Origin of the sequence: Blautia sp. HCP3S3_H10_2, from assembly GCF_052122375.1 — a bacterium.
Classification (GTDB): Bacteria; Bacillota; Clostridia; order Lachnospirales; family Lachnospiraceae; genus Blautia_A.
The window spans coordinates 54,641-70,106 of sequence record NZ_JBQKCL010000016.1 but is presented as its reverse complement, the minus strand read 5'-3'; the positions used below and the strand labels follow the sequence as shown (position 1 = coordinate 70,106).

At 45.7% G+C, this 15,466-nt stretch carries 15 protein-coding genes; 3 read left to right on the top strand and 12 right to left on the bottom strand.

What is annotated here, in order from left to right; translation table 11 throughout:
• Window positions 1–55: 55 nt before the first annotated feature.
• Window positions 56–2,632 carry a preprotein translocase subunit SecA gene (secA, locus tag ACTQWB_RS15600; RefSeq protein ID WP_441502335.1) on the bottom strand — a complete coding sequence of 859 codons (2,577 nt, stop codon included), beginning with the start codon at window positions 2,630–2,632 and terminating at the stop codon, window positions 56–58.
• A gap of 322 nt (window positions 2,633–2,954) precedes the next feature.
• On the opposite strand from secA, the gene ACTQWB_RS15595 reads away from it, so the two are divergent.
• Window positions 2,955–3,584, top strand: coding sequence for a 4'-phosphopantetheinyl transferase family protein (locus ACTQWB_RS15595; protein ID WP_441502336.1), 630 nt, complete (start codon window positions 2,955–2,957; stop codon window positions 3,582–3,584).
• Between the two features lie 92 nt (window positions 3,585–3,676).
• On the opposite strand, the gene hpf is transcribed toward ACTQWB_RS15595, so the two are convergent.
• The 7 genes from hpf to ACTQWB_RS15560 form a co-directional block, all read right to left on the bottom strand.
• Window positions 3,677–4,204: a ribosome hibernation-promoting factor, HPF/YfiA family gene (gene hpf / locus ACTQWB_RS15590; protein ID WP_441502337.1), complete on the bottom strand. Its 528-nt coding sequence runs from the start codon at window positions 4,202–4,204 to the stop codon at window positions 3,677–3,679.
• Between the two features lie 127 nt (window positions 4,205–4,331).
• On the bottom strand, window positions 4,332–5,102 hold the full coding sequence (gene hisA / locus ACTQWB_RS15585) for a phosphoribosylformimino-5-aminoimidazole carboxamide ribotide isomerase (protein WP_441502338.1): 771 nt from the start codon (window positions 5,100–5,102) through the stop codon (window positions 4,332–4,334).
• A gap of 268 nt (window positions 5,103–5,370) precedes the next feature.
• Window positions 5,371–5,820 (bottom strand): hypothetical protein, encoded by a 450-nt coding sequence (locus tag ACTQWB_RS15580; RefSeq protein ID WP_441502339.1) that lies wholly within the window; start codon window positions 5,818–5,820, stop codon window positions 5,371–5,373.
• A gap of 137 nt (window positions 5,821–5,957) precedes the next feature.
• Window positions 5,958–6,716: a 4-hydroxy-tetrahydrodipicolinate reductase gene (dapB, locus tag ACTQWB_RS15575; protein WP_441502340.1), complete on the bottom strand. Its 759-nt coding sequence runs from the start codon at window positions 6,714–6,716 to the stop codon at window positions 5,958–5,960.
• Between the two features lie 252 nt (window positions 6,717–6,968).
• A complete protein-coding gene (gene dapA, locus ACTQWB_RS15570) occupies window positions 6,969–7,862 on the bottom strand; it encodes a 4-hydroxy-tetrahydrodipicolinate synthase (protein ID WP_441502341.1) in 894 nt (297 codons plus the stop codon).
• A gap of 43 nt (window positions 7,863–7,905) precedes the next feature.
• Entirely contained in the window at window positions 7,906–8,421 is a 516-nt protein-coding gene (locus tag ACTQWB_RS15565; RefSeq protein ID WP_441502342.1) for a cob(I)yrinic acid a,c-diamide adenosyltransferase, read from the bottom strand.
• A 136-nt stretch (window positions 8,422–8,557) separates the two neighbouring features.
• Complete coding sequence (locus tag ACTQWB_RS15560) at window positions 8,558–9,181, bottom strand: single-stranded DNA-binding protein (protein ID WP_441502343.1); 624 nt, start codon at window positions 9,179–9,181, stop codon at window positions 8,558–8,560.
• 247 nt (window positions 9,182–9,428) lie between these two features.
• Here ACTQWB_RS15560 and typA point away from each other — a divergent pair, with 247 nt between their 5' ends.
• Both typA and ACTQWB_RS15550 read left to right on the top strand, forming a co-directional pair.
• Window positions 9,429–11,264, top strand: coding sequence for a translational GTPase TypA (gene typA / locus ACTQWB_RS15555; RefSeq protein WP_441502344.1), 1,836 nt, complete (start codon window positions 9,429–9,431; stop codon window positions 11,262–11,264).
• A gap of 11 nt (window positions 11,265–11,275) precedes the next feature.
• Window positions 11,276–11,374: a DUF6783 domain-containing protein gene (locus tag ACTQWB_RS15550; protein WP_441502397.1), complete on the top strand. Its 99-nt coding sequence runs from the start codon at window positions 11,276–11,278 to the stop codon at window positions 11,372–11,374.
• A 92-nt stretch (window positions 11,375–11,466) separates the two neighbouring features.
• Here the strand turns inward: ACTQWB_RS15550 and ACTQWB_RS15545 are convergent, their stop codons facing one another.
• The 4 genes from ACTQWB_RS15545 to atpD form a co-directional block, all read right to left on the bottom strand.
• Entirely contained in the window at window positions 11,467–12,177 is a 711-nt protein-coding gene (locus tag ACTQWB_RS15545; protein WP_441502345.1) for a glycosyltransferase family 2 protein, read from the bottom strand.
• Between the two features lie 103 nt (window positions 12,178–12,280).
• A complete protein-coding gene (locus ACTQWB_RS15540) occupies window positions 12,281–13,474 on the bottom strand; it encodes a pyridoxal phosphate-dependent aminotransferase (protein WP_441502346.1) in 1,194 nt (397 codons plus the stop codon).
• 133 nt (window positions 13,475–13,607) lie between these two features.
• Window positions 13,608–14,009: an ATP synthase F1 subunit epsilon gene (gene atpC, locus ACTQWB_RS15535; RefSeq protein WP_441502347.1), complete on the bottom strand. Its 402-nt coding sequence runs from the start codon at window positions 14,007–14,009 to the stop codon at window positions 13,608–13,610.
• Between the two features lie 12 nt (window positions 14,010–14,021).
• Window positions 14,022–15,425 carry a F0F1 ATP synthase subunit beta gene (gene atpD, locus ACTQWB_RS15530; protein ID WP_441502348.1) on the bottom strand — a complete coding sequence of 468 codons (1,404 nt, stop codon included), beginning with the start codon at window positions 15,423–15,425 and terminating at the stop codon, window positions 14,022–14,024.
• Between the last annotated feature and the right edge of the window lie 41 nt (window positions 15,426–15,466).

Genomic DNA, 15,466 nt, shown 5'->3' with positions numbered 1-15,466 from the left:
ACAAAAGAACGAATTTCCAAAGACATTATCTCTTCAGAAATTCGTTCTCTTTTAATTACACGTTAGCGGTCTTTCTTCCACAACACTGTTTATACTTCTTACCGCTTCCACAAGGACACGGATCATTTGGATAAACCTTAATTTCTTTTCTCTGAACCGGCTTGCGGACGCTGGAATCATCTTTGTTGGTTCCGGTAACCTTGGCAACCTGCTCACGCTCGATCTTCTGCTCCACATGAACATGATACAGCATTCTGACTGTATCTTCCTGAATGGAAGTGATCATGTTATTAAACATGTCAAAAGCAGCCATCTTATACTCAACAACCGGATCTCTCTGGCCATATGCAGTCAGGCCGATACCCTGGCGGAGGATCTCCATATCATCAATGTGATCCATCCACTTGCTGTCAATGCTCTTCAGAAGGATAACACGCTCAAGCTCACGCAGCTGCTCTGGCTCCGGGAACTCAGACTCCTTCGCTTCGTAAAGCTTCACAGCCTCTTCCTTGATGAGATGCTTCATCTCATTCTTTTTCTTGCCTTTTACTTTCTCTTCTGTAAGCGGCTCGATCGGAATGATCTGGCGAAGTACGGTATTGAACTCGTTCAGATCCCACTCTTCAGAATCCACATCATCAGAGAAGCACATATCTACTGCATTATCTACGATATCTGTGATCATCTTGTAAATGGCATCGCGCATGTTCTCACCGTCCAGAACCTGACGGCGCTCTTTATAAATAATCTCACGCTGCTCATTGTTAACCTGGTCATAGTCAAGAAGATTCTTACGGATACCAAAGTTATTAAACTCGATCTTCTCCTGGGCTTTCTCAATCGCATTGGAAAGCATCTTGTGCTCGATCTGCTCATTCTCAGCAACACCGAGAGAAGTAAATACCTTCATCAGACGCTCAGATCCGAACAGTCGCATCAAGTCATCCTCAAGGGAAATGTAGAAACGGGATTCTCCCGGATCTCCCTGACGTCCGGAACGTCCACGCAGCTGGTTATCAATACGTCTGGACTCATGGCGCTCAGTACCGATAATTTTCAGTCCGCCAGCTTCTCTGGCTACATCATCAAGCTTGATATCCGTACCACGTCCAGCCATGTTGGTAGCGATGGTAACTGCTCCGGCCTGACCTGCCTGGGCTACGATCTCCGCCTCAAGCTCATGGAACTTGGCATTCAATACGTTGTGCGGAATTCCCTCTCTCTTCAGCATACGGCTGAGAAGCTCAGAAGTCTCAATGGTGATCGTACCAACCAGTACCGGCTGCTGTTTCTCATGGGCTTCTTTTACAGACTGGACAACTGCATTGAACTTCTCTTTCTTCGTCATGTATACAGCGTCTTCCAGATCCTTACGCTGAACCGGCTTGTTGGTCGGGATCTCAACAACGTCCATGGCGTAGATATCACGGAACTCTTTCTCCTCGGTAAGGGCAGTACCGGTCATACCGCCTTTCTTATCATACTTGTTAAAGAAGTTCTGGAATGTGATGGTCGCAAGGGTCTTGCTCTCACGTTTTACCTTAACATGCTCTTTCGCCTCGATTGCCTGATGGAGACCATCTGAGTAACGGCGGCCCGGCATGATACGTCCGGTAAATTCATCGACGATCATAACCTCGTCATCTTTTACAACGTAGTCCTGGTCGCGGTGCATCAGATTGTGGGCACGGAGTGCAAGGATGATGTTGTGCTGGATCTCAAGGTTCTCCGGATCTGCAAGGTTCTCAATATTAAAGAATTTCTCAACCTTCTTCACACCCTGCTCGGTAAGGTTGACGATCTTATCTTTCTCATTTACTACGAAGTCACCGGTCTCGATAACCTCCTCGCCCATGATCGCGGCCATCTTGGTCATCTCATGGCTGGCTTCACCACGCTCTAACTGCTGTGCAAGGATATCACAAACCTCATACAGCTTGGTGGATTTACCACTCTGACCGGAAATAATAAGAGGTGTACGTGCCTCATCGATCAAAATAGAGTCGACCTCATCGATGATACAGTAGTGAAGGTCACGCTGTACCAGCTGCTCCTTGTAGATAACCATGTTATCACGAAGGTAGTCGAATCCAAGTTCGTTATTGGTTACATAGGTAATATCACAGTTATATGCCTCGCGGCGCTCTTCCGGCTTCATGTCATTCAGGACAACACCTACTGTCAGGCCAAGGAATCTGTGAACCTGTCCCATCTCGTCAGCATCACGCTTCGCCAGGTAATCATTGACGGTTACAACGTGAACACCTTTTCCCTCCAGGGCATTTAAGTAGGATGGTAAAGTAGCTACAAGGGTCTTACCTTCACCGGTTTTCATCTCAGCGATACGTCCCTGATGAAGAACGATACCACCGATCAGCTGTACCTCGAAGTGCTCCATTCCAAGTACTCGCTTGGCAGCTTCACGTACCGTAGCAAATGCTTCTGGCAAAAGATCATCCAGTGTGGCTCCCTCTTCAAGGCGTTTCTTATATTCTCTTGTCTTACCGCGAAGCTCTTCGTCGGTTAATTTCTGCATTTCGGGACGCAGATCCTCGATTTTCTTAACAAGCGGCATAATACGCTTAACTTCTCGCTGGCTGCGGGTTCCGAAAACTTTTGAAAACATATTCATTTAGTTTTTAACTCCTGTCTGTGTGTATTTGATCATTTATGGAAATACCTCCATCCGGATACATTTCCCTTCACGCGCCATATTGTGAAATATGACGGATTATATTTCTTGTAGAATTACACATTTTGTTTAACATACCAGTCCATTTTAACACTTTTTAGCGTGGAAAACAATAAATATTTGATGAACAAAATATGTCCGGAAAACTTTTTCTGGAAAACGATATCTACTTGTGATACTCTAAAATAACATTCCTAATAAATGGACATGTCTGCTTACGCAGACATTACCATAAATGAAAGCCTATCAAGGAGTACTCGCCATGATCTATCTTTTTCAGGATTTTTCCTCTTTTTCAGATGAATGTCTCAGGCAAAGCCTTTCCCAGATGCAAAAGGACCGCAGAGAATATATTCTCCATTTCAGGCAGATAGATGACCGGAAACGCTCTGCTGCCGCCTGGCTGCTTCTTGCCTATGGATTAAAGCAGGAATACCATTTAGAAGCTATCCCGCCCATCCTGAGAACTGCCTCTGGCAAGCCTTTTTTTTCTGGGGATAATATGCCTTTTTTTAATCTCAGCCACAGCGGCACTTTCGCAGGATGCGCACTGCACTGCGGGGAGATCGGACTGGATATCCAGAAATCCGTACAGCCCCGTCCTTCCCTTATCCGCTGTATCTGTACGAAAGAAGAACTGGCTTCTTTAAAATCAGCTGACGATTTTTGCAGGATCTGGTCTATGAAGGAAAGTGCAGTAAAGCTGACAGGCGAGGGGATCACTGGGAATTTCCGGGATATTCTTAAGCTTCATCCGGATATGCATACTTACACCTCTCCCTTAGAAAATGGCTCTGGCTTTCTTTCTTACAGTATTTATGAAAAAATGAAGATTCCGGTTTATACCGTATCTTTCAGTGAACTTTTTTACCGCCTTCCTGCCCTTCCATGACACTCCAGGCATAAAAGTCCCGGAAGCATATGCCTCCGGGACTTTCTTATTTTCACATATTAAATTTTCAACATTTAAGGAAACAATTCTCTTTAATCTTCCGGCTCGATCAGTCCATAGGTATTTCCTTTACGTTTATAAACAACGTTCACCTGATCGGTTTCTGCATTGCAGAATACGAAGAAATTATGTCCAAGAAGCTCCATCTGTACGCACGCATCTTCCGGATACATAGGCTTGATATCAAATTTCTTGGTACGGATGATCTTAACATCCTCGTCCTCTTCATAATCCTTATCCAGGTAGGCCTTCTGGAAGTTCGCTGCTGCCTGCTGCTTGTCCACGATTTTATTCTTGTATTTCCGAAGCTGACGCTCGATTACTTCCTCTACAAGGTCGATTGATACATACATATCATTGCTGACCTGCTCGGAGCGGATGATGTTGCCCTTAACCGGGATCGTCACCTCGATTTTCTGTCTTTCTTTTTCTACACTAAGAGTTACGACAACTTCAGTGTCAGGAGTGAAATACCTTTCCAGTTTACCGAGCTTATCTTCAACTGCTGTACGAAGCCCGTCGGTCACTGTGATGTTCTTTCCGCTGATAATGAATTTCATGCTTCCATCCCCTTTGCTGTTTGATGGGTATATTATAACACATTAATCCGAGAATTAACATCATTTTCTGAAAAAATTACGAATTTTTTCACCATTTTTTCACAAACCAAAGCAGTTATGACAGTTTTTATAGTTCTCCCACCAATTTCTCAAACGGAATGGTTCCGCCGAACAGATCCAGGGCACTGCCCACTGTCACATCCACCTTTCCTCCTGACGACTGTTTCAGGATCTGGATATCTTCCATACTTCCCACGCCGCCTGCATAAGTCACCGGATGCCCCTGGTATTCTCCCAGAAGCTTTGCCAGCGGAACCTCCACGCCTTTTGCCTTTCCCTCCACATCTACTGCATGGATCAGAAATTCATCGCAATATCCGCCTAATCTTTCCAGCAGTTCCAGGGTTACCTGTTCCCTGGTAAATTTCTGCCAACGGTCTGTGACCACATAATACCCGTGATCCCGTTTCCGGCAGCTAAGATCCAGAACCAGATGCCCCTTTCCCACAGCCTGGACCATTTTCTCCAGATTTTCCCAGGAAATATGTCCATCACGAAATACATAAGAAGTAACGATCACATGGCTGGCACCAGCGTCCAGATAACCAGCTGCATTTTCCGGATTTACCCCGCCTCCGAGCTGAAGTCCCCCGGGGTAGGCCTGTAATGCCAGAAATGCCTGTTTTCTGGTTGCTTCGAAATACTCGGAATCCGCGCTGTTCAAAAGAATAATATGTCCTCCTGTAAGCCCCTTTTCTTTATATAAAGATGCATAAAATGCACCATCCTGCTCTGACACAAAGTTCTCCTGTGCCTGATTTCCGGCGTCTTTAAGGCTTCCCCCTACAATCTGCTTTACTTTTCCATTATGTATATCAATACATGGACGAAATTTCATGATCTTCCCCCTTGCTTTTCCACCTATTACCGCATGCCAAACCCGCTCTACTACGCCAACCGAAAGAGAGCCAAAACTCCCTTATTGCGTCAAAGCCCATCATTGCCACATACAGTCTTGAAATATCTTGTAAAATCATATCATAAAAGAGCACCAAATGAAATACATAGCTTTCATCTGATGCCCTTCTTTTATACTTATTGATTCGTATTCATCATCTGCAAAAAACACTTGTGATTACTGTTTATGACCTGCCTGCAGCCATCTGTTATCTTCCATCTACAGCACCTTCAGCAGCGTCCCCCACATCTTCAACAGCGTCTCCGACGCCTTCCCCTACATCGCGGACTCCATTTGCCACACCGTCTCCAAGCTCTTCCACGCCCTCTCCGATCGCACCTGATACGGAATTGTTATTCTCTGTGGCATTATCTCCTGGTACTCCGGCATTGTCACCATTGCCATTATTATCCGGTGTCGCAGTATCACCATTTACATTGCCGTTATTTGTATCATTTGCATTATTATCATTGCCATTACCTGCGTCATCCACCATATTATCGTCTACCGCGGTTCCATCTCCCACGTTATCCATGGTATCCTCATTTGTGTTATTTGGAACTTCATCTGCTGCATTGTTGTCATTTCCACAGGCTGTGAGCATACATAATGTAAATACCAGCAAAGCACCTATGAGCACACGTTTCATTTTTTTCATCTCATCTGTCTCCTTTTCTTAAGAAATACTTTCAGCTGAAAATACTGCTGTGTATTCCTAATATGTACAGATGGATGAATTTTATTCTGGAAAAAATTACATTTCAGCTAAAGTGGAATTTTCCAGGCCGCTTTCACTCAGCCTTCGATCACGTCACTCATATCGTATCTTCCTGCTGACTTTCCTGCAAGGAATTTAGCAGCCTCTACAGCACCTTTGCCAAATACAGCTTTGGAATATGCGGTATGCTTAAATTCGATCACTTCATCCTGGCCTGCAAAGATCACTTCATGCTCACCTACGATAGAACCACCACGAACTGCAGAAATACCGATTTCCTTCGCATCACGTTTCTCTCTTCTCTGGCTGCGGTCATACACATAATGATACTGGTTATCCATAGCCTCATTCAGGCTGTCAGCAAGGGCAAGGGCAGTTCCGCTGGGGGCATCCACTTTCAGATTGTGATGTTTCTCTACAATTTCCATATCAAAGCCAGCTGTTGCCAGAACTTTGGCTGCATCCTGAACCAGCTTCAGAAGGGTATTAATTCCAAGAGACATATTGGCAGATTTCAGCACAGCGATCTTTTTCGCACTCTCTTCTACTCTTGCAAGCTGCTCCTCGCTTAATCCGGTAGTACAAAGAACTACGGGCATATTTCTCTTCTCGCAGTAATCCATCAGCTTGTCAAAAGCCTTCGGAGAGGAAAAATCGATAACAGCGTCTGCCTCAACCTGGCACTCGTCAATATTGGTAAATACCGGATAACTGTTTTTCCCCTGGTCTGCAATATCAATTCCTGCCACGATCTGGGCATTTGGATCTTTCTCTACGATATCGGAAATAACCTGTCCCATATGACCGTTACATCCGTGCATGATAATTTTTACCATTTTAATTTCCACCTTTCTTTTCTTATGTGAATCTTTATAACTAATGGACATGTCCGCTTATGCAGACAGCACCATAAATGAACGTCGATTGCGCCCCACCTTTGGTGCTCCTACAAGTAGCCACCATATTCGTAACCCGGGCTATCGCTCTGCCTACTCATACATGAAAGAAATCCCGGCAGCCCATTGTCAGACAGCATGCTGCCGCACACCAAAACTGACCGTCTCTATCCGGGATTCCATGATCATCCTTTATGCAAGCTTGATTCCATAATCTGCAAGTGCTTTTTTCAGTCTTTCTTTATTCTCCGGCTCCATCTCGCAAAGCGGCATACGGGTCGGTCCTACATTCCAGCCCATCAGATTCAGGGCAGTCTTAACCGGAATCGGGTTTACTTCGCAGAACAGCGCATTGATAAGCGGGATTGCTTCAAGCTGAAGCTTGGCAGCGCCAGCAAGATCTCCCTCCAGGAATTTCATGACCATATCATGTGTGTTCTTCGGAGCAACATTAGATAAAACAGAAATAACTCCAAGTCCGCCAAGGGAGAGGATCGGGAGCACCTGATCATCGTTTCCTGAATAAAGCTCAAGACATCCGTCAGCCATAGACATCATCTTAGCGATCTGGGAAAGGTCCCCGCTTGCAGCCTTGATTCCTACAATATTTTTCACATTCTTGGCAAGTGTGACAGCGGTAGCCGGCTGGATATTGCAGCCAGTACGGCTTGGTACGTTATACATGATGATCGGAGTATCCGGCACGGAATTGGCAATCTCTGTATAATGACGGATAAGTCCCTTCTGGCTTGCCTTATTATAATAAGGAGTTACGATAAGAAGCGCATCAGCGCCATAAGAAGCTGCTTCCTGTGACATCATAACAGCTGTCTCAGTACAGTTAGAACCTGTGCCGGCAATAACCGGAACTCTTCCTGCCACCTTATCAATCGCAAACTTGATGGTCTGGAGATGCTCCCCGTGAGTCAGTGTAGAAGACTCTCCTGTTGTTCCACAGATAATGATCGCATCTGTACTGTTTGCAATCTGATACTCCAGAAGCTCTTCCAGTTTCTCATAATTTACCTTTCCATCTTCATGCATCGGTGTTACGATCGCAACACCTGCGCCTTTGAAAATTGCCATCTTATTTCCTCCTATTCATCCTTCTGTATTATTTCAGCTGATTTCACTCACCAGCAGGTAAAGCCTGCTCTCTTCCAAGAGTGGTTATGGTAGTCACACTGTCCACATAGTCCAGAAGACCGGGTGCCACCTTATTCCCTGTAAGAATAATATGCATGGATTCATCCTTATGCTTCAGAAGCTCTGCAACCATATCTACAGTCGCAATGTGCTTATCAAGAAGTCCCAGGATCTCATCCAGTACCAGAAAATCACATTCCCTGGTAGCAATTACCTTACGGGCAAAATTCAACCCATTAAGAATATTGCGTTTCTCCTCTGCCTGTTCTTCCTCATTCAGCTGGTCGTAACAGGTCTCCATCTTCTCAAAGCGGAAGATCTTAATATCCAGCTGATCCAGCTCTTCCAGAAAATCCAGCTCACGCCGTTCATTTCCCTTCAGGAACTGAATGATGATCACGCTTTTCCCCTGGGAGGATGCACGCAGAGCCTGACCGATTGCCAATGTGGTCTTGCCCTTGCCGTTGCCGCAATATACTTCTGCTATTTCTTTTTCCATACTGATTCCTCTTATTGTTAAAAATAATGCTACCGACCGGTAACATTTCCCGCAATGCAGCCATTCGCAAATTGCGCCATTTTTAATATGCTTATATTACCGCAAAACGAATAGAAATGCAAGCAGAAGAAATTTTCTATACATATTCCAGTTTGCTCACGGAAACTTCATATGCAGTTCTCTTCTGGGTCTCATTTTCCCCGATCCGCTTCATGTATTCACGGCTCTGTATCCTGCCCCAGATCAATACATGGCCTCCTACCTCAAAAGCTGATGCATAACGGGCATTTCTTCCCCAGCAGATACATGGTATGTAGTCTGATTTTCCATAAGGACGGTTCACTGCAAGGAGCAGATCTGCAATTTCTCTTCCCAGAGGCGTTTTCCGGTAAACCGGCGGCTTACAGATATAGCCATCCAGGAAGATCTGATTTACCGGTGTCTGGGAATCCTCCTCTTCCAGAAACTTCAGTTCTCTGGCAAAAGCCGAGAGCACCAGCCGGTTATGCTTTTCTTCGTGACGGTTATAAGAACGGAACTGTCCATGGATTTCCACATACTGTCCCACATAATCCTGGGTAACATCCACCAGCCTTTCGGATATCATCACCGGAATCCGGTCCTCGGAATCACTAAGCCTTTTTACCAGAAGCTCCATTGTATAGAAGCCTTCTCCATAGACCTGATGGCTGAATGAAAAACCTGTTACGATTTTTCCTGTGATGGAAACCTGATTGTTTTCAATAATTTTATCTGCCATGATGTAGTTCTCCTTCCTCTTTTTCACTTTTTTTCTGCAGACGATTCCAACGCACACTTGTTGGTCTATAATATCTATGAAAAAATCAGCCACTTTAGAACCACAATTTAAAAAAATTTTTCCTGACACCTTGTAATCTGCGAAAAATGTGGTAAACTGGAAAATCGGACATATAATGACAAAAACACATTAATAAGGAAAGAATGTGGCGGAATTCCCGCCCGGTAAAGAAAGGATTTCGATTTTTATGAAGACGAAACGCGAAGATGTACGTAACGTAGCCATCATTGCCCACGTTGACCATGGTAAAACCACTCTTGTAGACCAGCTTCTGAAACAGAGCGGTGTTTTCCGTGCCAACCAGGAGGTTCAGGAGCGTGTCATGGACTCCAATGATATCGAGAGAGAGCGTGGTATCACAATCCTCTCCAAAAACACAGCAGTTCATTATAAAGACACCAAGATCAATATTATCGATACCCCAGGACATGCTGACTTCGGCGGCGAGGTTGAGCGTGTACTTAAAATGGTAGATGGCGTTATCCTTCTGGTTGATGCTTTCGAAGGTGCTATGCCACAGACCAAATTCGTTCTGAAAAAAGCTCTCGAGCTGGATCTGCACGTAATCGTCTGCATTAACAAAATAGACCGTCCGGAAGCAAGACCAGATGAGGTCGTTGATGAGGTTCTGGAGCTTCTTATGGATCTTGGAGCTTCCGATGAGCAGCTTGACTGCCCGTTCCTCTATGCTTCTGCAAAAACAGGACATGCTGTTCTGGACCTTAAGGATACTCCGGAGAACATGGTTCCTCTGTTTGAGGCAATTCTGAAATACATCCCGGCTCCAGAGGGTGATCCGGACGCAGATACCCAGGTACTGATCAGTACTATTGATTACAATGAATATGTAGGACGTATCGGTGTTGGTAAGGTTGAGAGCGGTACCATCGCAGTCAACCAGGAGCTCACTCTTCTGAACCATCACGATCCGGACAAAAAACAGAAAGTTAAGATCAGCAAGCTTTACGAATTTGATGGTCTGAACAAAGTTGAAGTAAAAGAAGCAACAATCGGATCAATTGTTGCAATTTCCGGTATTGCTGAGATTCATATCGGAGATACCCTTTGCGGCGGAGATAACCCGGAGGCAATTCCATTCCAGAAGATTTCTGAGCCTACCATTGCCATGAATTTCCTGGTAAATGACAGCCCGCTTGCAGGACAGGAAGGTAAATATATCACCTCCCGCCATCTCCGCGACAGACTTTACAGAGAGCTGAACACAGATGTCAGCCTTCGTGTAGAGGATACCGAGACAACTGAGTGCTTCAAGGTTTCCGGCCGTGGTGAGCTTCATCTTTCTGTTCTGATTGAGAATATGAGACGTGAGGGTTATGAGTTCGCTGTCAGCAAGCCAGAGGTACTTTATAAAATTGACGAGCGCGGCAAGAAATTAGAGCCAATGGAAATCGCTTACATCGACGTTCCGGAAGAATTTTCCGGTACTGTTATCCAGATGCTCAGCGAGCGTAAGGGCGAGCTTCAAGGAATGAGTACTGCAAGTGACGGTTCTGTCCGTCTCGAGTTCCACATCCCATCCCGTGGACTGATCGGTTTCCGTGGAAACTTCCTGACTTCCACAAAGGGAACTGGTATCATCAATACCATTTTTGACGGATATGCTCCATACAAGGGAGATTTCCAGTACCGTAAACAGGGCTCCCTGATCGCATTCGAGGGTGGCGAGGCTGTTACTTATGGTCTGTTTGCAGCCCAGGAGCGTGGTACCTTATTCATCGGACCTGGCGAAAAGGTTTACAGCGGTATGGTAATCGGACAGAATGGTAAAGCAGAGGATATCGAGCTGAATGTCTGCAAGACCAAGCACCTGACCAACACCCGTTCCTCTTCTGCCGATGAGGCACTGAAGCTGACTCCGCCAAGAGTTCTCAGCCTGGAGCAGGCAATTGAATTCATCGATACAGACGAGCTTCTGGAGGTTACTCCTACCAGCCTTCGTATCCGTAAGAAGATCCTGGATTCCCGTGACAGAAAGAGAGCTTCTATTAAGAAGAATGCGTAAGATTTCATAAAATACAAAAGAGATCAAAATATACCGCAAAGTGGGGCGTGCAGATCGCAGGAATGATTTTTCAAACACGCTCTAGCCAAAGAAAATCGCCCAGACTGTAAGTCTGCGCGATTTTCTTTTTTATAGACTCTCAATTTCTTTCTCTGCCATTCGAAGCTTTTCCAGATTATTTCTTCCTTTTACAATTGGTTTCCTACAGCTCTTTCTTCAACCTGTAAAAATCCTTCACAGCTTTCCAGCCGATCTTCACGATCTTCTTTACATTGATGGAATTGGTTCCACCCTGCCTTGGCTTGAAACTAATTTCGATGAACTTCACTTTCTCCTTATAATGGACAAAGTATGTAGTAAACATAATATTCGGAATGTTGAAATCTTCCGGCAGTTTCCCGATATACTTCGACACCAGATCCGCCTTCATCAGACGGTACGGTGCATTCGCATCGGAAACCTTCACTCCAAAAATGATTCTCAGCAGCAGACATACAACATTCTCCACAAATTTCCTGGATTTTCCATCTCCGCGGACAGTCCGGTTACCGATTACTGCATCGTACCGGCCTCTCTGATTCCAGAAAGGCTCAAATTCATCTGGATTTGTCTGTCCGTCTGAATCTGTCTGGAAAATGTAATCAGCTTTCTGGCTGATGGCATAGCGATAACCGTAAAGAACAGTCGGCCCATGGCCGCCATTTGGCTTGTCCAGCGGGATAAGAAGCGGTCTTGTGGAGGCACACTTTTCAAGAAGCTCATAGGTATTGTCCCTGCTCCCGTCGTTAATGATCACCAGTCTTGATTTTCCCTCATCGTTATGCTGTTCTACCACCGGGTACCATTGGTCGATGGTCTTTTCAATATTCTCAGATTCATTATACGCTGGAATTACGATATATAAACTGGACATAACTTTCTCCACCTTACTCTTTTTTTATTGCTCTTGTAACTATTCTCCTATAATCGCCGCTCTCTAAGTATATTCTGCACTCAGTTCCAAGCACGTTCTGACCTCAGGCTTTCAGTCCAAATTCTTCTGCCAGTTTCTTAAACTGTGGTAAAGAATTCACAATTGTCTCATAAGATACACAATATGCCAGTCTTACATATCCCGGGCAGGCAAAAGAGCTTCCCGGAACCATAAGAATGTTATATTTCTTACCAGCTTCACAAAATGCTTTCTCATCTGCAACCGGTGATTTCACAAACAGATAGAATGCCCCCTGTGGTTTGATACATTCAAAACCAAGCTCTTTCAGACCATTATAAAGAGCCAGACGGTTCTTATCATATGCTGCCACATCCACCTCTGCATCCACGCAACGCGAAATTACTTTCTGGATCAGGGACGGTGCATTTACACAGCCGATGGTACGGTTTGCAATGGCTGCAGCCGCGATCAGCTCCTCGCTTCCATCCGCTTCATCCGGAATAACCAGATAACCGATACGCTCTCCTGGAAGAGAAAGTGATTTGCTGTAAGAATAACCTACAATTGTATTTGCATAATACTTTGTCAGATAAGGCACCTGCACACCATCATAAGCCAGTTCTCTGTAAGGCTCATCAGAAATCAGATAAATAACCGTTCCAAATTCTTTCTGCTTCGCTTCCAGAATTGCTGCAAGTTTTTTGATTGTTTCTTCTGAATAAACAACTCCAGTAGGATTGTGAGGAGTATTTACAATGACTGCTCGGGTCTTCGGTGTGATCTTCTCCTCAAATTCCTCCAGATTCGGCTGGAATGTAGTGGTATCCGGTGAGATTTCCACAAGCTTACCGTCATAATTGCGCACATATGCACCGTATTCCAGGAAATAAGGTGCAAAAACCACCACTTCTTCTCCTGGATTCAGGATTGTCTTAAATGCAACGTTCAACCCGCTTGCAGCGCCAACTGTCATGATCAGGTTCTTTGCTGCAAAAGAGGTTCCAAATCTGCGGTTCAAGGACTCTGCGATTGTCTGGCGTACATCTTCGAATCCAGCATTGCTCATATATCCGTGAAGAACCGTAGGTTCCTCCTCATTTACCAGATCAATAATAGCCTGCCGCACACAATCCGGTGCCGGAACACTTGGATTTCCAAGGCTGAAATCAAATACCTTCTCCGGTCCGTATATGGCACGAAGACGATTTCCCTCTTCAAACATCATACGGATTGCAGAATTATTTTTTACATAAGGTTTCATTTTTTCTGCTATCATTTCATTATTCCTCCAGGCTTCATTTTCATTGGAAACAAGAAAAAGGACCGGTTGACTCCGATCCTTTTTCTTGTTTCCCGGTACTTTATTGTACCGCCGCTGCACTTTTATGTCAACGTTTTTAAGTGTATCTTTAACTTTTCACACTAAGTCTCACCAGTGCCCTCTGCAGCTTGGCTTCCACGATCTTATACTCCTTATCGGAAAGCCCGCCCTGGGCCAGCTTCTCTTTGGCGCGTTCCTTCGCTTTTCCGGCACGTTCTGCATCGATGTCTTCCTGCCATTCCCAGGTTGTTGCAAGAAGACTGCAGCTTCCATCCATCACGGTAAGCATACCGCCAATACAGGCAGCACTGCGGCTGGTTCCATCCTCCAGTATCACATGGGCCTCGCCCATACCAAGAGCGGTACAGAAATTACAATGTCCTGCCAGTATTGCCAGATCTCCGGTAATACTCCGGCAGACTACCCGCTGTACCTCTCCCTCGAAAAGCAGACCGTCGGGGGTACCGATTCTAAGGGGAAATGTCCTCATAGGCAGCCTCCTTTACTGGTTCTGGTTATTCTTTGCTTTCTCAAATACATCATCAATAGTTCCGGCAAACAGGAAACAGCTCTCTGGAATGCTGTCGCACTCACCGTCCAGGATCATCTTGAATCCGCGGAGAGTCTCTTTCAGAGGCACATACTGTCCTGGCATACCGGTAAACTGCTCCGCAACAGAGAAGCTCTGTGACAGGAAACGCTGCACCTTACGGGCACGGCTTACGGTAAGCTTATCTTCCTCAGAAAGCTCATCCATACCCATGATAGCGATAATATCCTGTAACTCTTTATATCGCTGTAAAACCCTCTGTACTGCACGGGCAATTTCGTAATGCTCCTGTCCAACTACCTCCGGAGAAAGGATACGGCTGGTGGAATCAAGAGGATCCACTGCCGGATAAATGCCCTGGCTGGCAATCTCACGGGAAAGTACCGTGGTCGCATCCAGATGAGTAAATGTGGTAGCCGGAGCCGGGTCTGTAAGGTCATCGGCTGGCACATAAACAGCCTGAACAGATGTGATGGAACCTTTTCTGGTAGAAGTGATACGCTCCTGAAGAGCTCCCATCTCCGTAGCCAGTGTAGGCTGATAACCTACAGCCGACGGCATACGTCCAAGAAGTGCGGAAACCTCGGAACCAGCCTGTGTAAAACGGAAAATATTATCAATGAAGAGAAGCACATCCTGATTCTTCACATCACGGAAATACTCTGCCATAGTCAATCCGGAAAGGCCAACACGCATACGTGCTCCCGGCGGCTCATTCATCTGGCCGTAAACCAGTGCCGTCTTATCGATAACGCCGCTCTCCTTCATCTCATTATAAAGGTCATTACCCTCACGGGTACGTTCTCCAACACCGGTAAATACAGAAAGTCCGCCATGTGCCGTAGCAACATTGTGGATCAGCTCCATAATAAGAACTGTTTTACCAACACCTGCACCTCCGAACAGACCGATCTTACCACCCTTTGCATAAGGGCAGATCAGGTCAACAACCTTGATGCCGGTTTCCAGGATCTCTGTGGCAGGCATCTGCTCCTCATAAGATGGTGCCGGACGGTGGATTGCCCAGTGCTCCTTGGTCTTGGGCGCCGGAAGATTGTCTACCGGATCCCCCAGAAGGTTAAATACTCTTCCCAGACACTCTTCTCCAACCGGAACCTTGATGGGTTCACCGGTGTCTACAGCCTTGGTTCCTCTTACCAGACCGTCGGTGGAATTCATGGCGATACAACGTACCGTATTGTCACCGATCTGCTGGGCAACCTCTGCTGTGAGCTTAGTGCCTTCATGCTCAATTTCGATGGCATTGAGAAGTGCCGGCAGCTCGTCATGACCAAACCGGATGTCCAGTACCGGCCCGATTACCTGCACCACCTCGCCAATGTGTTTTTCGCTCATTTAGCAGTCTCCTTATATCGTAGAAGACAAGTTTTTGCCCT